At 74.0% G+C, this 20866-nt stretch carries 9 protein-coding genes; 5 read left to right on the top strand and 4 right to left on the bottom strand.

The window, feature by feature from the left end; all coding sequences use genetic code 11:
• Positions 1-26: 26 nt before the first annotated feature.
• Positions 27-6416 (bottom strand): type I polyketide synthase, encoded by a 6390-nt coding sequence (locus tag HHX33_RS20380; RefSeq protein WP_182875999.1) that lies wholly within the window; start codon positions 6414-6416, stop codon positions 27-29.
• A 240-nt stretch (positions 6417-6656) separates the two neighbouring features.
• Here HHX33_RS20380 and HHX33_RS20375 point away from each other — a divergent pair, with 240 nt between their 5' ends.
• Genes HHX33_RS20375 through HHX33_RS20360 form a run of 4 tightly spaced genes read left to right on the top strand, consistent with a single transcriptional unit; the run spans position 6657 to position 15951 of the window.
• On the top strand, positions 6657-13829 hold the full coding sequence (locus HHX33_RS20375) for an amino acid adenylation domain-containing protein (RefSeq protein WP_220502008.1): 7173 nt from the start codon (positions 6657-6659) through the stop codon (positions 13827-13829).
• A gap of 2 nt (positions 13830-13831) precedes the next feature.
• The gene (locus HHX33_RS20370) at positions 13832-15028 is read left to right on the top strand and encodes an FAD-dependent monooxygenase (protein ID WP_182875998.1); all 1197 of its coding nucleotides are present in this window, start codon (positions 13832-13834) and stop codon (positions 15026-15028) included.
• Positions 15029-15048: 20 nt separating this feature from the next.
• Complete coding sequence (locus HHX33_RS20365; protein WP_182875997.1) at positions 15049-15750, top strand: 4'-phosphopantetheinyl transferase family protein; 702 nt, start codon at positions 15049-15051, stop codon at positions 15748-15750.
• Between the two features lie 48 nt (positions 15751-15798).
• Positions 15799-15951 carry a hypothetical protein gene (locus HHX33_RS20360; protein ID WP_182875996.1) on the top strand — a complete coding sequence of 51 codons (153 nt, stop codon included), beginning with the start codon at positions 15799-15801 and terminating at the stop codon, positions 15949-15951.
• A gap of 11 nt (positions 15952-15962) precedes the next feature.
• Here the strand turns inward: HHX33_RS20360 and HHX33_RS20355 are convergent, their stop codons facing one another.
• Entirely contained in the window at positions 15963-16907 is a 945-nt protein-coding gene (locus tag HHX33_RS20355; protein WP_220502007.1) for an alpha/beta fold hydrolase, read from the bottom strand.
• 84 nt (positions 16908-16991) lie between these two features.
• Here HHX33_RS20355 and HHX33_RS20350 point away from each other — a divergent pair, with 84 nt between their 5' ends.
• Positions 16992-17606 carry a TetR/AcrR family transcriptional regulator gene (locus HHX33_RS20350; RefSeq protein WP_182875995.1) on the top strand — a complete coding sequence of 205 codons (615 nt, stop codon included), beginning with the start codon at positions 16992-16994 and terminating at the stop codon, positions 17604-17606.
• Between the two features lie 36 nt (positions 17607-17642).
• Here the strand turns inward: HHX33_RS20350 and HHX33_RS20345 are convergent, their stop codons facing one another.
• Positions 17643-18311 (bottom strand): response regulator, encoded by a 669-nt coding sequence (locus tag HHX33_RS20345; protein WP_111697433.1) that lies wholly within the window; start codon positions 18309-18311, stop codon positions 17643-17645.
• Positions 18308-20866 carry a sensor histidine kinase gene (locus HHX33_RS20340; protein ID WP_182875994.1) on the bottom strand — a complete coding sequence of 853 codons (2559 nt, stop codon included), beginning with the start codon at positions 20864-20866 and terminating at the stop codon, positions 18308-18310. The genes HHX33_RS20345 and HHX33_RS20340 overlap by 4 nt, the downstream gene beginning before the upstream one ends.

Below are 20866 nucleotides of genomic sequence, written 5' to 3'. Positions count from 1 at the left end.
CGGATCCCTCGGGGTGGGTGGACGGGTCAGGCGCTGTTCGCGGCCGGGGACAGCTGGTGGCAGAGGGCCCGCGACAGCGCCTTCGAATTGGTGTGCGCCCACAGCAGCGTGGGCGAGAGCCTGAGACCGAACGCCGATTCCAGGCGGTTGCGCAGCTCCAGGCTCATCAGCGAGTCGAGCCCGAGCCCCTTGAAGGGGACCTCGCTCTCGATGTGCTCGGGCGCCAGGCGCAGGACGCGTCCGGCGAGCTCCCGGATCTTGGTCTCCACCAGGGCCAGCCGGGCCTGCTCGGGCAGCTCCGAGAGACGGGCGCGGAACTCGCCGCCCTGCCCGGCGCCCGGGTCCCGGGCCGCCTCCCGCAGGTGGCGCCAGCTTCCCAGCGCCGCCGTCGCCGGGTACGCGTCGAACCACCGGCGTGGTTCGAGCTCCACGTAGCCCTGCACGGCCGCGCCGCCGTCCAGCATGCGGACCAGCGCCGGCCAGGCCTCGGACGTGGGGAAGCCTCCCATGCCCAGGTCGGCGAGCCTGGCGCCGCGCCTGGCGTCCCCGGCGGCCAGGCCCACCTCGGTGAAGGGACCCCACTGCACGCTCAGCCCCGGCAGGCCGCGCCGCCTCCGGGACTCGGCGAGCGCGTCCAGGAAGGAGTTCGCCGCCGCGTAGGCCGCCTGTCCCGCGGTGCCGACGAGCGCCGCCGCGGACGAGAAGAGGACGAAGAGGTCCAGCGGGTCGTGCTCGGTGGCCGCGTCGAGGTTGCGGGCGCCGTCCACCTTGGGGCGCGTGGTGTCGGCGAGGTGCCGGGGCGTCATGCGGGTGACCGTGGTGTCGGCGAGCACTCCGGCCGCGTGGAACACCCCGCGCAGCGGCGGCAGGTCCCGCCGTACGTCGTCCAGCGCCGCGCACAGCGCCGCCCGGTCCGCGACGTCGCACACGACCGTGCGCACCCGCGTCCCGCCGTCCCGGAGCGCGGCGACGCGCCGGGCCGGCCCGGGGCCGGGCTCCGAGCGCCCCAGCAGGACCAGGCAGCCCGCGCCGTTCTCGGCGAGGAACTCCGCGAGCGAGAGGCCGAGCGCCCCCATGCCGCCGGTGACGAGGTAGGTGCCGTCCGCGCGGAAACGCCCGCCGGGCAGCGGCACACAGGCGACCCGGCCGACCGTCTCCGGGGCGGTGAGCACGGCCTCGTCGCCGTCCTCCGGCGGATGGGCGAAGGGGCGGGTGCCGATCGGCAGGGGGCCGAGTTCGTCCGCCGTGACCAGGTCCCAGACCCGGGCGAGCGTCTCCGGCGCGCGCCCGGCGAGCTCGGCGGGGTCGACGACAGCGTAGATCACGCCCTCGCGGAACAGGCCCAGGTCCACCCGCTGGTACGGCTCACCCCCGGGGCCTCTTACGTCGACGAACCGGCCGCCCCGGGCGAGCGCGCCGAGGCCGGCGGGCAGCGTCGATCCGCCGAGACAGTCCACGACGACGTCGGCTCCCCTGCCGCCGGTGACCCGCCGTACCGCGTCGGGCCAGGACGGGTCGCGCAGGTCGATCCGCTGCGGGTCGGCCGGATGTGGGTCGGTCGGATGTGGGTCGGTCGGGAGCGGGTCGATCCGAGGTGCTTCGATTTGAGGTGCTTCGGCCGGATGCGAGTCGGTCGGATGCGGGTCGATCCGGTCATGCTCGTGCGGTGCCGGGCCGGGCGCCGCGGTGACGACCCGCGCGCCCAGGCGCAGTGCCAGCCGTACGGCGGCCTGTCCGAGAGCGCCGTCCCCGGACAGGACCAGCACGGTCTGGCCCGGCTGGACGCGGCCGATCTCGGTGAGGGCGTGCCAGGCGACGGCCGCCGGGAGCGCGATCCCGGCCGCCTCGGCGTCGGTGAGCGCGTCCGGGATCGTCCGGGCGTGCTCCGCCCGGACGACGACGTGGCTGGCCGGGGGACCCGCGGCGAGGGCCACCACCCGGTCCCCCCAGTCTCCCGGGTCCACCCAGTCTCCTCGGTTCACCTGGTCCCCCCGGTTTACCCGGTCCGCCCGGTCCTCTCCGTCAGGCCGGTCCTCCCCGTCCATCCGGGCCCCTCGGGCCGGCCCGGTCGCGACGACTCTGCCCGCGACGGCGTTCCCCGTGGACGGCGCCGCCGTGACCTCGATCTCGATCTCGCCGTCCTCCGGCGGGCGCCGCTCCAGGGGGACGTGGTCCCGCCCCTCGGCCCGGAAGGGCTGCGGTCGGGTGCGAGGGGCGGGAAGCGTGGGGTCCGGCTCGGGTTCGCCTCGGGTGATCCTGGCCGCCAGCCGGGTGGAGCCGCGCAGCACGATCTGGTCCTCGGCGTCCGGGCCGAGCAGTTCGGCCGCGCACCGGGCGGCCCAGCCGGAGCCGGTCCAGTCGGAGCCTGCGGAGTCGGCCGGGTCGGTGTGGGCGGAGTCGATGTCGGCGGGGTCGACGTCCACCAACCGTGGTTCGAGCTCCGGGTGTTCGCGCCGCAGCACCCTGGTGTAGCCCCAGTAGAGCGCGGCCCCGGGGTCGGGGGGTGCGGTGGTGCCGATGCCCTGGGCCAGGGTGGTGACGACGGTCAGGCGCGGCGACGCGCCCGCCGTGACGCACTCCCTCACGATGCCGGTGAGCCGGTTCAGGCCCTCGATCTGCGCCTCGTGCCCGGCGTCCGCCCCCGGTGCGACGAACAGCACGGCGTCGGCCGCGGCCGCCTCGTCCGTCACCCGCGCGCCGGCCGCCGTGAGGGCTGCGGTGAGGGCCGCGACGAGCCGGTCGGTGGCCGGCGTCGCGCCGCCGTACACGGCCCAGCGGCCCGGCTCGGCGGGCGTCCCGGCGGGGGGAGGCACCTCGGTCCAGCCGACGTGGTGCAGCCGGGCCGTGTCGGCGGTCACGGCCGCGGTGCCCGGCAGCGGCCGCATTTCGAGGCCCTCCACGGTCAGCAGCGGCTCGTGCCGCTCGCCGAACACGAACACGTCCACCCGGTCGTCGCCGTCGCGTACGGCGTGCGACCAGCAGGCGGCGACGGGCTGGTCCGGATCGGCCAGGACCCGGACGCGCCGGACCGCGGTGGGCACCAGCGCGTCGGCTCCGCCGTACAGGGTGAGGGCGACCTGTAGGCAGCCGTCCCAGAGGGCGGGGTGCAGGGGGGAGCCGGCGCGGCTGCTCCCGCTCAGGCGCTCGGCGAGGACCACCCGCCCGAGGGCGCGCCCGCCCGCCGGGTCCAGGTACAGCGTCCGCACCCCCTGGAAGGCCGGGCCGTAGTCGAGGCCCCGGTCCCCGCACTCCTGGTAGAAGGAGCTCACGCCGGTGGGCTCCACACCCGCGTGCCACTCGGGGAACCCGGGCACGGGGAGCGGCCCCGGATCCGCGGCGGCCTCGGCGACGGCGTTGACGGTCCACTCGTCCGCCCCCTCGGGCAGCGACAGCAGACGGAAGGCGCCGCCCCGCGGGTGGTCTCGCCACTCGGCGGTCAGGCGCGCGGGCCGTTCGTCGTCGAGGGCCACCTCCTTGTGGAAGACGACGTTCTCCAAGGTCAGGGAGCTCTCGGTGGCCGCCGCGTTCCGGGCGGCCAGCGGCGGCCGGCCGGCGCGGGCCCGCGCGGTGGCGACGGCGGCGCCGAGTATCGCGGCGCCCGGCAGCACGGCCGTGCCGTACACCTTGTGGTCGCCCAGCCAGGGGACGGCCCGCGCCGACAGTTCCAGGGCGCCGTGCCAGGCGCCGCGCTCACCGGGGGCGGGGCCGAGGCGGACGTCGAGGCCGCGGGCGGCCGGCCCGGACGCGGTCCCGCCCGCGACCCAGTGGCGGTCCGCGCGCAGGGGGTGGCCGGGCAGCGGGCGGAAGCCGTTCCTCGGCAGCTCGGCGAATGGTTCGAGCCCCGCCACGTACGCCCTGGCCAGGGCTGCCGCGAAGTCCCCGGTGCCGCCCGCGTCCCGGCGCAGCGTGGTCAGGACGGCGATCGGCCGGTCGCCTGCTCCGGTCCCGGTGGCGGTCTCAGGGGCGATCACAGGGTTGATCACGGGGGCGAGCACGGGGTGCGGGCTGATCTCGACGACGTGGGTGACGCCGTCCTCCAGGAGCGCGTTCATCGCGTCGGCGAACAGGACCGGGTCGCGCAGGTTGTCCGTCCAGTAGGCGGCGTCCAGTTCGGCGCCCTCGACCCGCCGGCCCCGGACCGTCGACAGCATCGCGACGCGGCCCTCGCGCGGCCTCACCGGGGCGAGCGCGGTGAGCAGGTCCTCCCGCAGGGGGTCCATCTGGGGGCTGTGTGAGGCGTAGTCGACGTTGACCAGCCTGCAGTACGTGCCCTCGGCCTCCAGGATCTCCTTCAGCGTCAGCACGGCCTCCTGCTCGCCGGAGAGCACACAGGAGCGCGGCCCGTTGTGGACGGCCAGGGAGACGCTGTCCTCGAAGCCCGCGAGCGCCTCCACCGCCTCCTCCCGGGACAGGTCGACGGCGAGCATCCGGCCCCGGCCCGAGGCCCGGCGGGCGATGGCGCTGCGCCGCGCCATGACCAGGGCGGCGTCCTCGTAGGAGAGGATGCCCGCGACGGTCGCCGCGGTGATCTCGCCCTGGCTGTGGCCGAGGACGACGTCGGGTTCGACCCCGCAGGCACGCCAGAGCTCGGCCAGCCCCAGCGACATGGCCCACAGCGTGGGCTGCAGCATGTCGATGCGGGTCGTCCACTCCTCGCCGCCGGAGCCGGAGAAGACGCCGCGCGGGTCCCAGGAGACGTGGGGACGGAGGGCCTCGGCGCACCGGTCGACGACCGCGGCGAACAGCGGGCTCTCGCGGTACAGCGACCGCCCCATGCCGCTCCACTGCGAGCCCTGTCCCGGGAAGACGAAGGCGACGCGTCCCCTTTCGACGGCCCTTCCCGTCACCCCGCTCTCCGGGTCGGCGGCGAGCGTCTCCAGGGCGGCGCGGAGCCGCCCGGCGTCGGGGGCGACACACGCGGCGCGGACCGGGAAGTGGTCGCGGCGATGGGCGAGCCGGCCGGCGAGTTCGGCGATCCCGGTGACCTCCTCGCTTTCGGTGACCCCCTCGGGGACGAAGGACGTCATCCGGCCGGCCAGTTCGGCGAGGGCCCCGCTGTCCTTGGCGGAGAGGGGGACGACGGCGGGCAGACCGGTCGGAACCGCGCCTGCGGGGGTGGCTTCGGGGTGCGTGCCCGGGGGAGGCGGGGAGGACACGACGACATGGGCGTTCGTACCGCCCCAGCCGAACGAGCTGACCCCCAGGTGGACCGGGCCGTCCGGCGCGAGTGCGAGCGGCTCACGCGCGACGCGCACCCCCAGCCCCTCGAAGTCGATGCCGGGGTTGAGCGTCCCGGCGTGCAGGCTCGGCGGGACGACCCGGTGCCGCAGCGCGAGCAGCAGCTTGAACAGGCCCGCCATGCCCGCGCACGCCTCAAGGTGGCCGATGTTGGTCTTCACCGAGCCGATGTGGACCGGGTCGCCGGTGCGGCCGGCGCCGAGGACCCGCCCGATGGCGGTCGCCTCGATCGGGTCGCCGCGCCCGGTCCCGGTGCCGTGCGCCTCGATGTAGGCGGGGACGACGCCCTGCCGGTAGGCCTGCCGCAGCAGGTCCTCCTGACCTTCGGGACTGGGGGTGACCAGGCTGTCGCCGCCGCCGTCGTTGTTGACCACGGTGCGGACGACCACGCCGTGGACGCGGTCGCCGTCCGCCAGCGCCCGGTCGAGCGTCTTCACGTAGAGCGCGGCGACGCCCTCCCCGCGGACGAAGCCGTCCGCGCCGGCCGCGAAGGCCGCGCAGCGCCCCTGTGGGGAGAGCGCGCCGAAATGGGTGAGCCCGACGGTGACATGCGGGTCGAGCATGAGGTTCACCCCGCCGACGATCGCGGCGTCGATCTCGCCCTGACGCAGGGCCTGCGCGGCGAGGTGGAGCGCCACCAGCGAGGAGGAACACCCGGTCTCCACGGTCATGCTGGGGCCGCGGAGCCTGAGGAAGTACGACAGGCGCGCGGCGATGACGTCCAGGGCGTTGCCCACCAGGCTGTGCGGGGTCGCATGGGCGCCCCAACGGCCGCGGAGGAGTTCGTAGTCGTGCCAGGAGGCTCCGACGTAGACCCCGGTCCTGCTGCCCGCGAGGTCGCTCGCGCGGACGCCCGCGTCCTCCAGGGTCCGCCAGCCCGTCTCCAGCAGGAGCCGCTGCTGGGGATCGATGTCGGCGGCCTCGCGCGGCGACACGCCGAAGAACGCCGCGTCGAAGCGGTCCACCCCGTCGATGAAGCCGCCCACCGCCTGGATCCGCCTGTCGGGATCGAGCGGCTGCGCGGCGTCCCAGCGGTCGGCGGGGACGGGTCCGATCGCGCTGTCCCCGTTCATCAGCAGCCGCCACAGGCTCTCGGCGTCGGGGGCCCCCGGGAAGCGGCCGGCCATTCCCACGATGGCGATCGGGCAGGTGAGGTCGTGGACCGTGTCGGCGTCCATGCGCTGCCTTTTCTGTTCCGAAGCTTCCGCTGACCTTTCCGGGCCGAAGCTGTTTCGGTGGCGCCTGCTCGCGGCGGTTCTTCCGCAGCCTAGGATCGTGAATTCGGGCGTCACAACCCTTGTTGAATTCGGGCCACCCCCTACCCGGCCCCTAAGGGGGTTGTCCGTCGCGCCGGGCCGTTCCTAGGCTCCGTTTCCGGGAGTAACGGTCAACACCGCCACACCGTTTCTGGAGGTGCTGTGATCCCCTCCGCGCGATTACCCCTGACGCCATATCAGCGGGACGTCTGGGCGGCCGCCGCGGCCGCCGCGGACTCTCCGCAGTTCAACTGCCTCGTCCAGGAACGACTGACCGGCCCGGTCGACCTCGCGCTCCTGAGGTCCTGCCTGGCGCGCGCCGTGGCCGCCCACGCCGCTTTCCGGCTGCGGGTCGGCGAGCGGGACGGAACGGCCCACCAGTGGACCGAGGAGGGCATCCCCCCGATCGGCGTGGTCGACCTCTCCGCCGAGCCCGACCCCCGCGCCGCCTGCGACGCCTGGGCGGAGCGCTCGCTCGGCGTGGCCCTCCCGCTGACCGGCGGACCCCTCGCCGAGATCACCGTGCTCAGGGAGGCCGCCGACGCGGTGCACGTCGTGGTCAAGGCGCATCACATCGTCGCCGACGGCTTCGGACTGAACCTCTTCGTCACCGGCGCCCTCGACGACTACGCCACCGGCGCGTCCGCCGGAATCAGCACGCCCTCCTATCTCGATTTCGCCCGCACGGCGGCCGGATATACCGGTTCGGCGGAGCACCGGAACGATCTCGAATTCTTCCGACAGGCCCTCCGGGACGTTTCTCCCGCGCTTTTCACCAGGAAATCGACCGGCGGCAGGGCGCGTTTCGTTTTCGCCGTGGAAAAGGACGTCGTCGAGCGGCTCCGGCGGCGCGGGCAGCCCATGTTCCCGTTCCTGGCGGGCGTCTTCGCCGCCTACCTCGGCCGGGTTCACCGCGCCGGCGAGGTCGTTCTGGGCATTCCGCTGCTCAACCGCCGTACCGGCGACGAGATGCGGACCGTCGGGCAGTTCGCCAACACCCTGCCGCTTCGCGTGCCGGTCCACGCCGGGCAGACGATGCGCGCACTCTGCGCCGACGTCCAGGCCGCCGCCCGGGACCTGCAGCGGCACGAGCGGGCGCCGCTCGGCGACGTGCTGCGCGACCTGCGGAAGACCGGCCAGGAGCACCGGCGGCTCTTCGACGTCACCCTGTCCTACCTGACGCTGCCGAGGCGGACGAGCGTCGCCGGGCTGTCCCGTGAGACCACCGGTCTCGTGCCCGTACACGACGAGGACGCGCTCGCCGTCAGCGTCGTCCACTTCCGGGGCTCCGACGACGTCCAGGTCGCCCTCGACCACGCCACGGACGTGTTCGACGAGGACCTGCCGATCACGGCGGTGGCGGCCCACCTCCAGGCGCTGCTGCGCCAGGCGGCCGACCGGCCCGACGACCCTCTGGCGGAGCTGTCCCTGCTCGGACCCGGCGAGCGGAACTCCTGGCTGCGGGCGGCGAGCGGCCCCGACGTCCCCTACGCGAGTGACCGCCCGCTGCACGCGCTCGTCGAGGAGCGGGCCGCCCGCACTCCGGACCGGATCGCCGTCCTCACCGCCGACGGCGGACCCCCGCTGACCTATCGTGACCTGGACGACCGGGCCGGCCGGGTGGCCCGGCGCCTGCGCGCCGCCGGGGTGGGCCCCGGCGACCGGGTGGCCGTCCTGCTCGAACGCGGCCCGGCGATGCTCGTGGCGATCCTCGGCGTGCTCAAGGCGGGCGGCGCCTACGTTCCCGTCGATCCCGGCCATCCGCGCGAGCGCATCGAGTTCCTGCTGGCCGACTGCGGCGCCGTCGTCGTCCTGGCCGCGCCCGGGACGACCGGCCTGCCCGCCCCCGTGCTGCACGTGGACGACGCGGAGGACGCAGGGGAGGATCCCACCGGTCCGCCGGTCGCCGGGCACGACCTCGCGTACGTCATCTACACCTCGGGGTCCACCGGTAGGCCCAAGGGGGTCATGGTCGAGCATCACTCGGTGGTGAACAGGCTCGCCTGGATGCAGCGCGCCTACCCCATCGGCGCGGGCGACGTCATCCTGCAGAAGACGCCGATCTCGTTCGACGTGTCGGTGTGGGAGCTGTTCTGGTGGGCGATCGAGGGCGCGACGGTGGCGCTGCTCCCGCCGGGCGGCGAGAAGGACCCGCGGGCCATCCTGCACGCCATCGCTCGGCAGAAGGTCACGGTGCTGCACTTCGTCCCCTCGATGCTCGGGCCCTTCCTCGACCTCCTGGAGTCGCCGGGGGCCGTGGAGGAGACCGCGTCGCTGCGGTACGTCTTCTGCAGCGGCGAGGCCCTGCCGCCCTCACGGGTGACGCAGTTCAACCGGGTCTTCGCCGCACGGCCCGGCGGGGCGCCCAGGCTCGTCAACCTCTACGGGCCCACCGAGGCCACCGTCGACGTCTCCTTCCACGACTGCCCGGCGGACCCGGGACGACCCGTGGACCGGGTCCCCATCGGCCGTCCGATCGACAACACCCGGCTGTACGTCCTGGGAGAGCGGGACGAGCCGCAGCCGGACGGGGTGGCGGGCGAGCTGTGCGTCGGCGGGGTGGGCGTGGCGCGCGGCTACCTCGACCGCCCGGAGCTGACCGCGGAGAGGTTCGCCGACGACCCCTTCGGACCGGGACGGATGTACCGCACCGGCGACCTCGCGCGCAGGCTCGCCGACGGGTCGCTCGAATACCTCGGCCGGATCGACGACCAGGTGAAGATCCGTGGGAACCGCGTGGAGCTGGGCGAGGTGCGCGACCGGCTGTCGACGGCGCCGGGGGTCCGCGACGCGGTCGTCGTCGACCACACCTCGGAGGCGCGCGGGACGTTCCTCGTCGGCTACTACGCCGCCGACGCCGAGATCGAGCACACCGTGCTCCGCGACCATCTGGCGCGGGCTCTGCCGGACTACATGATCCCCGCCCACCTGGTCCGCATCGACCGCGTGCCGCTCACGCCCAACGGGAAGACGGACCGCCGCGCCCTGCCCGCTCCGCCCTCTCCCGGACAGGCGGCGCGCACCGCCCCGCGCACCCCGGTCGAGGCCGCCCTCGCCTCGATCTGGGCGCGGTTCCTCGGCGTGGACGACGTGGGGGTGGACGACGACTACTTCGCGCTGGGCGGCGACTCCCTGGTCAGCCTGCGGATCCGCGCCGCGGCCGAACGACTCGGCATCCGTTTCTCGGTCACGGACCTGCTCAGGAACCCGACCGTCGCCGCGCTCGCCGCCCTCACGACCACGAGCGAGCCCGCCGACCCCGAGCCGGAGCCGTTCGCCCTCCTCGCGGAGCCGTACCGGAGGGGCGACGTCGTCGACGCCTATCCCCTCACCCGGTTGCAGCTCGGCCTGATCTACCACAGCACCACCGAGGAGCGCTCGGCCGTCTACCACGACGTGTTCCGCTACACCTTCCGCCTGGACTGGGACGAGGCCGCGTTCCGGCGGGCGTTCGACCGGCTCGTCGCCCGCCACCCGGTGCTCCGCTCGGCGTTCGACCTGGCGGGTGGGGACCGGCCCCTCCAGATCGTGCACCCCGTCGTCACCGGGGGCCTGGAGATCGCCGACCTGCGGGGGCTCCCGGACGAGGCCGCCGAGGCCGAGGTGAGCGCGCACGTCGAGGAACGGCGCTACCACCCGTACGACCTCACCCGGGCGCCGCTGTACCTCTTCCGGGTCCACGTCCGCGAGACCACCGTCGAGCTGGTTCTCAGCTTCCACCACGCCCTCCTGGACGGCGGCAGCATGGCGGGGCTGCTCGGCGAGCTCCTCCAGGACTATCTCGACGCGCGGGGCGTCGGCTGGGGGCCGGTGGCCGACGGCCCCCTTCCCTCGCCCGCGACCCACGTCCGCGACGAGCTGCGCGCGCTCTCCTCGGCCGAGGACCGGGCGTACTGGCGGCGGACGCTGGACGGCGCGGAGCCCGTCGACCTGGAGACGCTCCGCCCGAGCGGCCGCGGCCCGGCGGAGCCCTTCGTCCACCGCGTGGACCTGCCGGACGACATCGGGCGGCGGCTCGCGGACTTCGCCGCGGCGCACGCCGTGCCGGTGAAGTCCGTCCTGTTCGCCGCGCACTGCCTGACGCTGCGGCTGTTCTCCGGCGCCGGCGACGTCACCACCGGCCTGATCGCGAACGGACGCCCGGAGCTGCCGGGCGGGGACCGCACGGCGGGCCTCTTCGTCAACACGCTGCCCCTCCGCGTCGACTGCGGCCTCGGGTCCGGCCCCGAGTCCGGCCCCGAGTCCGGTTCAGACTCCGGCTGTGGCCCGCGCACCTGGCTCGACACGGTCCGCGAGGCGTTCCGGGCGGAGCGGGACGGCCACCGGCACCGCCACTATCCCCTCAGCGCGATCCAGGAGGACAACGGGGGCGGAGCCGTCGTGGAGACCGCCTTCAACTACATCCACTTCCACGTCCTGGCGCCGGTGCTCGGGCATCCCGCCGTCGACCTGCTCGCGGTGCGGACCTGGGAGGAGACCAACTTCAAACTCCTCGTCAACGCGGTGACGGAGCCGCTGGACGGGCGCGTGTGGCTCCGGCTGGACTGCGCCGGCGAGAGCGTGGGCCCCGAATGGGCCCCGATCTTCGGCCGGGCCTACGCCGGCATCCTCGGGCGCATCCTCGACCACCCCGGCGAGGAGGCGGACCTCGCCTTCCTCGCCCCGCCGTGCCCTCCCGTCCGTACGGCGGGCCGCGAGGAGGGCTCCACGGTGGTGGCGCGCTTCGCCGCGCAGGCCGCCCGGACCCCCGACGCCCCGGCCGTGGTCCACAGCGATCGGGGGGACGGCGAGCGGTGCTGGTCCTACCGGGATCTCGACCGGACGGCGGACGTCGCGGCCCGGCGGCTGCTGGGCCTGGGGCTCCCGCCGGGCGCCCGGATCGGCATCGCGATGGACAGGTCCGCGGAGATGATCGCGGTGATCCTCGGGACCACCCGGTCGGGCGCCGCGTGCGTTCCGCTCGACCCGGGCTACCCGGCGGAGCGGCTGGCCGCGATGGTGCGGCAGGCGAGTCCCTTCCTGGTCGTCGCCCACGAGGCCCACGCGCACCTGGTGCCCGACGGCACACGGGTGATCACCGTGGACGACCTTCTCACGGACGACGGCGGCCGTGGCGTCCCGCCTGCCGTCGGCCCCGCGGACACCGCCTACGTCCTGTTCACCTCCGGCTCCACCGGCCGGCCCAAGGGCGTCGCCATGCCCCACCGCGCCCTGGACAACCTGGTGGACTGGCAGAACCGCCGGGCCAGCGGCGCCTGCGGGGGCAGGACGTTGCAGTACGCGCCGACGAGCTTCGACGTCTCCTTCCAGGAGATCTTCTCCACGCTCTGCTCGGGCGGCACCCTCCACCTCGTCTCGGAGGCCCGGCGCCACGACATGCCCGGGCTGCTCCGGCTGCTCGACCGGGAGGGCATCGAACGGATCTTCATGCCGTACGTCGCCCTGCAGCAGCTGGCCCACGCCTCCGACGCCCTGGGGCTCGTTCCGAGGTCCCTGAAGGTCGTGGTCTCCTCCGGCGAGCAGCTGCGGGTCACGCCGGAGATCCGCCGGTTCTGCGCGCGGCTGCCCGGCGTCGTCCTGGAGAACCAGTACGGGCCGACCGAGTCGCACGTCGTGACCAGCTTCACCATGTCGGGCGACCCGGAGTCCTTCCCCACGCTGCCCCCGATCGGCACCGCGATCGACGGGGCGACGGCGCGGGTCCTCGACGCCCGGCTGCGCCCCGTCCCGGTGGGCGTGAAGGGGGAGATCTACCTCGGCGGGGTGGTCCTCGCGGACGGCTACATCGGCTCCCCCGAGCTCACCGCGGAAAGGTTCGTCCGGGACGCTTCGGGCACCCGCCTGTACCGAACCGGCGATCTCGGCCACCTCCTCCCGTCCGGCGACATCGCCGGCACGGGCCGCGCCGACGACCAGGTGAAGGTGCGGGGCTTCCGGGTCGAACCCGCCGAGGTCGAGCACGCCCTCGCCGGGCTGGCGCTGCCGGGCGTGCGCGAGGTGGCGGTCGTCGCCAGGAGGAGGGACGCCGACGCCTTCCTCGCCGCCTTCCTGGTGGGCGACGGCGAGCGGAGCGATCCCCGTGAGGTCAGGCGACGGCTGCGCGCGGTGCTGCCCGGCTACATGGTGCCCACGCACGTCACCTGGCTGGACGCGCTGCCGCTGACCGCCAGCGGCAAGCGGGACGACGCGGCGCTGCGCCGGATGCCGCTCGACGGCCCCGCGCTCGCGGACACCGCCACGCCGCCGCGTGACGCCCTGGAACGCGATCTCGCCGGCCTGGTCGCCGAGACGCTGGCCACGCCGGACCTGGGCGTCCACGACGACATCTTCGACGTGGGGGCCACGTCGCTCACCGCGATGCGGCTGATGGTGCTCATCGAGCAGCGGTACGGCACGGCCGTGCCGATGTCCGATCTCATCGCGGCCCCCACGGTCGCCGGGCTCGCCGAACGGCTGCGCGCCGGGGAGCGCGGCGGCTTCGATCCGCTGGTGCCGCTCCGCACCGGCGGGCGCCGCCCGCCGATCTACTTCGTGCACCCCATCGGCGGCAACGTCCTCTGTTACCGGCCGCTCGCCGGGCATCTGCCGGACGACCAGCCCTTCCACGCCCTGCAGGCGCCGGGAAGCACGCCCGGCACCGAGCCCCTGACCACGATCCCCGACCTGGCCCGCATCTACGTCGAGGCGATCAGGCGGCGGCAGCCCCGCGGGCCGTACGTCATCGGCGGCTGGTCGTTCGGCGGGTTCGTCGCCGTGGAGATGGCCCGGCAGCTGCGCGCGGCGGGCGAGCGCGTCGAGCGTCTGGTGCTCCTCGACACGATCGCGCTGCGTCCCGACGCTCCCCGCGACGTCGGCGACGGCACCCTGCTGACGTTCTTCTTCTGGGAGCTGCTCTGGCTCGACAGCGGAAGCGACACCCCGGTCGAGGCCATCGCGGAGCGGTGCGGCACGCAGGAGGAGATCTTCGCGCGCGTCGGGGAACTCGCCGAGCGCAACGGCATCCTGCCGCCCGGGAGCTCCGCGGCCGCCGTCCGCCGCCTCTATCGGGTCTTCCAGGCGAACTACCAGGCGATGCTCGACTATCGCCCGGGGCTCCTGGACGTGGACCTGACCCTGCTCCACGCCGCCGAACCCCTGCCCGACGTGCTCAAGCCGCTGCACGCGGCCGTGGACAGCATGTACGACGACCCGACGAACGGGTGGCGGGCGCTGACCACGGGACGGGTCGAGGTGGTCGCCGTCCCCGGTGATCACCTCCAGGTGGTCGAGGAACCGTACGTCAAGCACGTCGCGGCCGCGCTCGCGGCGCTGACCCGACCTGACCAGGAGCGATGATCATGGGTGGTTCTCCGCGGCCGAAGGCCGTCGTCGTCGGGGCGGGAATCGGTGGTCTGGCCGCCGCCGTCACGTTGCGCAGGATCGGGATGGAGGTCGAGGTCTACGAACGCGCGGGCGAGCTGCGCGCCGTCGGGTCCGGGCTCTCCATCATGTCCAACGCGATCAGGGCCCTGGGCACGCTCGGCATCGATCTCGGCCTGGAGGATCGCGGCCAGGTGATCGAGCACGTCGAGATGATGACCACGGCCGGGCGCACCCTCCGGGTCCTGCCGTACAAGGAGAACTGCGCGAAGCTGGGAGCGCCCAGTGTCTGCATCTCCCGGAGCGAGTTGCAGGCGGCGCTGCTCGAAGCGGCCGGGGACTGTCCCATCAGCCTCGGCGCCGTCGCGACCGGCTTCAGCGCCGGGCCGGACGGCGTACGCGTCCGCTTCGCGGACGGCCGTGAGGCACACGGAGACCTGCTGATCGGGGCCGACGGGATCCACTCGGCGATCAGGCGGCAGCTGACGGGCCCCGAACCGGTCCGGGAGGCCGGTTACGTCTGCTGGCTGGCCGTCACCCGGTTCGCCCATCCCCGGCTGACCAGGGGATTCAACGGGCACTACTGGGGCAAAGGTCAGCGCTTCGGCCTCCACGACATCGGCCACGGCAACGCCTACTGGTGGGGCACCAGGAACATGACGCCCGAGGCGGCCCGGGAGTGGAACGGCACCAAGGCCGACATCCTGCGGGCCTACCAGGGGTGGGCGGAGGAGGTCACGGCGGCCATCGAGGCCACCGAGCCCGAGGCCGTCATCCCCGTCCCCGCCCAGGACCGCCCGTTCCTTGAGCGCTGGGGCGAGGGCCCGGTCACCCTGCTCGGCGACGCGGCGCACCCGATGATGACCAGCCTGGTGCAGGGCGGGAGCTCCGCCGTGGAGGACGCGGTGGTTCTCGCCCAGGCGTGTGCCGGCTCCGGCGACCCGGTCCGGGCCCTGCGCGCCTACGAGGACCGGCGCCGCGCCCACATCAGGTGGCTGGTCGAGAGGTCGCACGCGATGAGCGCGATCGAGCAGGAGGAGCGGCCCGTGCCGCGCCTGATCCGCGACGCTTTCATGCGGTTCGCCCCGAAGTCCGTGCTCTTCAAGCCCTTCGAGACGTCGATGTCCGCCGATCTCCCGACGCGGGCGTCCGTGCCCGCCGGGGCCGGCCGATGACCCAGGTGTCCGACAGCACGGTGTCATACAGCCTGGTGCCGCGTGAGCTCGCTCCCGAGGGGCCCGGGCCGCTTCCCGCGCCGGACGAGGAGCCCCGTCTCTGGCTCGTGCGCGCCGCCGCGCATCGTCACGCGGCCCTGGACGCGGCTCCCCTCGTGCTGGACGCGGAGGAGCGGAGGCGGACGGCCGAGTTCCGCCACAAAGGGAACCGCGAGTGCTACGTCGTCGCGCACGTGGCGCTGCGCCGCCTCCTCGGCGCCTGTCTCGGCAGGGCCCCGGGGGAGATCGAGCTGACGCGGGCGCCCTGCCCGTTGTGCGGCGGCCCGCACGGCCGGCCCGTCGTGACGGACGCGGCGCTCCACTTCTCCCTCTCCCACAGCGACGGGCTGGTGCTGCTCGCCGTCGCCGGGGTGCCGGTCGGCGTGGACGTCGAGCGGCTCCCCGAGCTTCGCGTGGCCGACGGGATCGTGCCCAGGCTGCACCCCGCCGAGGCCGCCGAGCTCTCGGTCCTTCCGCCCGGTGAGAGGCGCGCCGCGTTCGGCCGCCTCTGGACCCGCAAGGAGGCCTACCTCAAAGGACTCGGCACGGGCCTCGCCAGGGACCTGTCCGCCGACTACGTCGGGGTCGGACTCCATCCCCGGCGAGAGCCGCCCGGGTGGCGCGTCGACGACGTGGAGGTCCCCGACGGCTACACGGCGGCGGTCGCTCTCGCCCAGCGCTGATCGCCGCCGAGCCTTGACCGTTCCTCCTGCGAAACCGAAGATCAGGGCGTGGCCGTCTCCCGGCGATCTCCCCACGCGTTCCTCAAACTGATCGTTCTCGTCCTCGTGCTGGGTGTCGCGATCGGCGCGGGCGTCTTCTGGCTGCTGGCGGCGCTGTGGCATTCGTTCTGGGGCGAGGGGCCGCAGTTCTTCCCCGGCTGACGCGGGAGGTCTCAGGAACGAGGCGGCTCTCGGAGATCGACCTGGGGTCGCTCGTTCGCCGGGGTCTGTGCGTCCGGGGTCTGGGCGTCGATGAAGCGGAGAATGTGCTGGTTCACCAGGTCGGGGAACTCCAGTGGGAGTCCGTGCCCGGCTTTGGGCAGGATGTCGACCTGCGCGGCGGGGATGAGGTTCTGGATCCTGCGCCGGGCGGCGGAGACGTCCAGCAGTGCGCTGCGTCCGGCCAGCAGCGCGAATGTGGGTACGGACACCGCGCGCAGCTCCTCGTCGGTGAACGGCCGGGCCGGCGGGCGGGTGGGTCCGAACGTGCGATACCCCATCATGATCGGCTTCATCAGCTCGGGGGGTGACATGAGCGCGGCGTTGGCCAGCAGCCGTCCGAGCCGCGGACGGAACCGGCGCGGGGCAAGCATCGCCAGGGCTCCGGCGATCATGTTGAGGAAGAACTTCGCGGGCACCCTGCTCACGCCGCCCGGGTCCAGCAGGATGACGGAGGCGAGCCGTTCGGGTCCGTGGACGGCCTGGTTGAGGGCCAGCCAGCCGCCGTAGGAGAGTCCGACCAGGTGCACGCGGCGCAGGTCGAGCCCGGCCAGCACCTCGTTCACCCACCGGGCGTTGCCGGCCGAGCCGGCCACCACCGTGTGCTGCACGCTCCGCCCGGGGTCGTCGATGGTGTCGACCGCGATCACCGGGTGGCGCTCGCCCAGCGCGGCGACCTGCGGGTACCAGGTGGCGGCGTTGGCACCGGCGCCGTGCAGCAGAACGACGGGATCGCCCTCGCCGGTTCCGTAGCGGTGCACGTGGACGATGCCGAAGCTGGTTTCGACATCGGCTTCCCGACGGGGCCGGGGCCACAGCTCCATGGCCTGCTCGTACGCCCGCAGAAACTCCTCCTTCGCCTCCTCGCCGGTGAACCGCCCCACCTTGGTTCTGGTCACGCCGCCTCCCCAATCTTTGATACCGGCGTATCAAAGAGATAATACACATGTACCAAACTTTTCCGGGATCACAGAGGACGGGCGATGCCGAAACTGGCCGACCGCGATACACGGCACACCCAGATCCTGGAGGCGCTGCTCCGCATCGCCGGCAGCCAGGGCCTGCACGCGGTCACCATGCGGTCGGTCGCGGCCGAGGCGGACGTCTCCCTGCGCCTGGTGCAGTACTACTTCGAAACCAAGGAGAAACTCCTGCTCGCCGCGCTCGACTACCTGGCCGGGCGCCAACGCGAACGGATCCAGACCCGGGTGCGCGACGCCGACGCCCCCGACGACCCCCGGACGATCATCGAGGCCGTGCTGACCGAGGCGCTCCCGGCCGACCAGGACAGCCGCACCTTCCACCTCGTGTACACCGCCTACGCGGTCCACGCGGCCACCGACCCCGCCCTGGCCGACCAGCCCTTCCTTCGCGCCCCCGACGCCGTGGAGCACTTCCTCGCCGACCAGCTCCGCCGCGCCCAGCGCGACGGAACCCTGCCCCCGCACCGCGACCCCCGCACCGAGGCCGCCATCCTGCTCGCCCTCTCCGCAGGACTCGGCACCGGAGTTCTGCTCGGTCAACGCACCGCCGAGAACGCGACGACCGCGATCTCCTACCACCTCGACCATCTCGGCCTCGTACGCCGACCGGCGTGACGCTCCGGGCCCGTACCCCCAGGACCCGCCCGGCGGTCAGGGGGTGAAGCGGTAGCCCATGCCGGGCTCGGTGATGAGGTGGACCGGGCGGGCGGGGTCGCGTTCGAGCTTCTTGCGCAACTGCGCCAGGTACTGCCGCAGATAGTGGGTCTCCCTGACGTGGGTGCTCCCCCACACCTCGGTCAGCAGCTGGCGCTGGCTGATCAGCTTTCCGGGGTTGCGCAGCATGATCTGCAGGATGCGCCACTCCGTCGGGGTGAGGCGCACGTCTCCCGAGACCGTCTTGGCGGCCAGGTCGACGACGTGGTCGCCGACGCTGACCCGCGCCGTCTCGGCCTCGGGTACGGAGGTCCGGCGGGTGACGGCGCGGATGCGGGCCAGCAGTTCCTCGATGTGGAAGGGCTTGGTGACGTAGTCGTCGGCGCCGGCGTCCAGCGCGTCGACCTTGTCCTGGTTTCCGGCCCTGCCGGACAGCACCACGATCGGCACGGCACTCCAGCCGCGCAGGCCGTGGATCACCTCCACGCCGTCGAGGTCGGGCAGGCCGAGATCGAGCAGCACCAGATCGGGATTGAACTCGGCGGCCTGGCGCAGGGCGGTGCCGCCGTCGGCGGCCGTCGCCACCTCGTAGTGGCGGGCGACCAAGTTGATCCGCAGCGCCCGGAGGATCTGCGGCTCGTCGTCGACGACCAGGACACGGGTCAAGCGAGCTCCTCGGGACGTGCGGCCGGCGCCGGCGCGGAGACGGGCAGGGTGAGGATCATGGTGAGACCTCCCCCGGGTGTCTCCTCCGGGACCAGCGTGCCACCCATGGCCTCGGCGAGCCCGCGCGACAGGGCCAGGCCCAGCCCGACGCCGGTGTGGCTGTCCCGGTCGCCCAGCCGCTGGAACGGCAGGAAGACCCGGTCGTGGGCCTCACGGGGGATGCCGGGGCCGCGGTCGACGACCCGGACCTCCACCTGGTCGCCGTACGCGCTGGCGGTGACGAGGACGCGCTCCTCGGGCGGGCTGTGCCGGACCGCGTTGGACAGCAGGTTGACCAGGACCCGTTCGAGCAGGGCGGCGTCGGCGACGACCTCGGGGAGCTCGACGGAGACGTCCGCGTCGACGCGGACGCCGGGCGGCCCGAGGTCGTCGATCGCCCGGGGCACCACCTCCTCCAGGGCGACCGGCTGACGCGCCAGCCCCAGCACGCCGGCCTGCAGGCGGCTCATGTCGAGCAGGTTGTCCACCAGCCGGTTCAGTTTGATCAGCGATTCGTCGGCGGTCGCGAGAAGCTCCTCCCGGTCCTGCGGTGACCAGTCGACGCCGGTGGTGCGCAGGCTCTCGACCGCGGCCCTGGCCGACGCCAGCGGCGTGCGCAGGTCATGGCCGACGGCGGCGAGCAGCGCCGTGCGCATCCGGTCGGCCTCGGCCAGCGGCCTGGCCTGGTCGGCCTCCTCCCGCAGCCGCCGCTGGCGCAGCGCGACGGCGGCCTCCGCGGCGAACGCCTCCAGCACCCGGCGGTCGGCGGCGTCCAGCAGGCGTCCGCGCACCGCGAGCGTCAGTTCCTCGTCCACGACGACGTCGGTGTCGGCCGCGGCCGGGCTGGTGCAGGGCGTGCCGCCCGCGGTGGCCGCGATCCGCCACGCCCGCGGGTCGCCGCGGTCGTCCGGGACCGGTGTGCCGACGCGTTCGAGCAACGTGACCGAGGTGAGGCCGAAGGTCTCCCGCAGCCGGGCGAGCAGGGACGGCAGCGCGGCGTCGCCCCGGAGCACGTGCCCGGCCAGGGTGGACAGCAGCGCGGCGTCCGCGCCCGCCCGCGCGGCCTCACGGGTACGGCGGGCCGCCAGATCCACCACGGCGCTGACCGTGGCGGCGACGAGCACGAAGACGACCAGCGAGAAGACGTTCTCCGGGTCGGAGATCGTCCAGGTGTGCACGGGCGCGGTGAAGAACCAGTTGAGCAGCAGGAACCCGCCGACGGCGGCGGTGAGGGCCGGCCGCAGGCCCCCGGCCAGGGCAACCGCGATGATCATGAGAAGATACAGCAGCATCTCACTGGGCAGCCGCAGCCCGTCGCGGAACGGGAGCAGCACGGCGGTCAGCGCGCCCATCCCCAGGACGGCGAGCGCCCAGCCGGCCAGCCGCCGGATGGGCGTGAGGGCGGCCTCCCGGCGCGGCGCCCGGCGCCGTCCCCTGCTCATCTCCTCGTGCGTGACCATGTGCACGTCGATCGAGCCGGAGTCGGCGGTGGCGATCACCGAGACGCCGGGGGAGAACAGCCGGGCCGTCCGGCCCCGCCGGGACGCGCCGAGCACCAGCTGGGTGGCGTTGACCCCGCGGGCGAAGTCGAGCAGCGCGTGCGCGATGTCGGCGCCGGCGACCTGGTGGTAGGTGCCGCCCATGCTCTCCACCAGCGCCCGCTGACGTGCCAGGTGCGCCGGGTGCGCGCCGGTGAGCCCCTCGCCGGTGGTCACGTGTACGGCCAGCAGGTCGGCGCCCTTGGTCCGGTCGGCGATGCGGGCCGCCCGCCTGAGCAGGGTGTCTCCCTCCGGCCCGCCACTGAGGGCCACCACCACCCGCTCGCGCGCCTCCCAGGTGCCCGCGATGCCGTGCTCGGCGCGGTAGCGGTCGAGCTGCTCGTCGACCTTGTCGGCGACCCACAGCAGTGCCAGCTCCCGCAGGGCGGTGAGGTTGCCCACCCGGAAGTAGTTGGAGAGGGCGGCGTCGATCTTCTCCGGCCGGTAGACGTTCCCGTGCGCCATGCGGCGGCGCAGCGCCTCGGGCGACATGTCGACCAGCTCGACCTGGTCGGCCCGCCGCACCACCTCGTCCGGCACGGTCTCGCGCTGCGGGATGCCGGTGATCTGGAAGACGACGTCGTTGACCGACTCCAGATGCTGGATGTTCACCGTGGAGATCACGTCGATGCCGGCGTCGAGGATCTCCTCGATGTCCTGCCACCGCTTGGCGTGCCCGGAGCCGGGAGTGTTGGTGTGCGCCAGCTCGTCGATCAGCGCGATCTTCGGATGGCGGGCGACGACGGCCTTGACGTCCAGCTCGCCGAAGACGGCCCCCCGGTAGACCACCTGCCTGCGGGGGATCACCTCCATGCCGGCGAGCAGCGCGGCGGTCCGGGGGCGGTCGTGCGTCTCGACGAGCCCGACGACGACGTCCCGGCCGCGTTCCAGGCCCCGGCGGCCCTCGTCGAGCATGGCGTACGTCTTGCCGACGCCCGGCGCCGCGCCCAGGTAGATCCGCAGCCGTCCGCGTGCCAC

The sequence above is a fragment of the Microbispora sp. H10670 genome, from assembly GCF_014161385.1.
Classification (GTDB): Bacteria; Actinomycetota; Actinomycetes; order Streptosporangiales; family Streptosporangiaceae; genus Microbispora; species Microbispora triticiradicis.
This window is presented reverse-complemented; position numbering and strand designations above follow the sequence as displayed.

Coding starts and splice junctions, on each gene's coding strand:
- HHX33_RS20380 (WP_182875999.1), bottom strand. CDS start 6,416: ATGGACGCCGACACGGTCCACGACCTCACCTGCCCGATCGCCATCGTG.
- HHX33_RS20370 (WP_182875998.1), top strand. CDS start 13,832: ATGGGTGGTTCTCCGCGGCCGAAGGCCGTCGTCGTCGGGGCGGGAATC.
- HHX33_RS20350 (WP_182875995.1), top strand. CDS start 16,992: ATGCCGAAACTGGCCGACCGCGATACACGGCACACCCAGATCCTGGAG.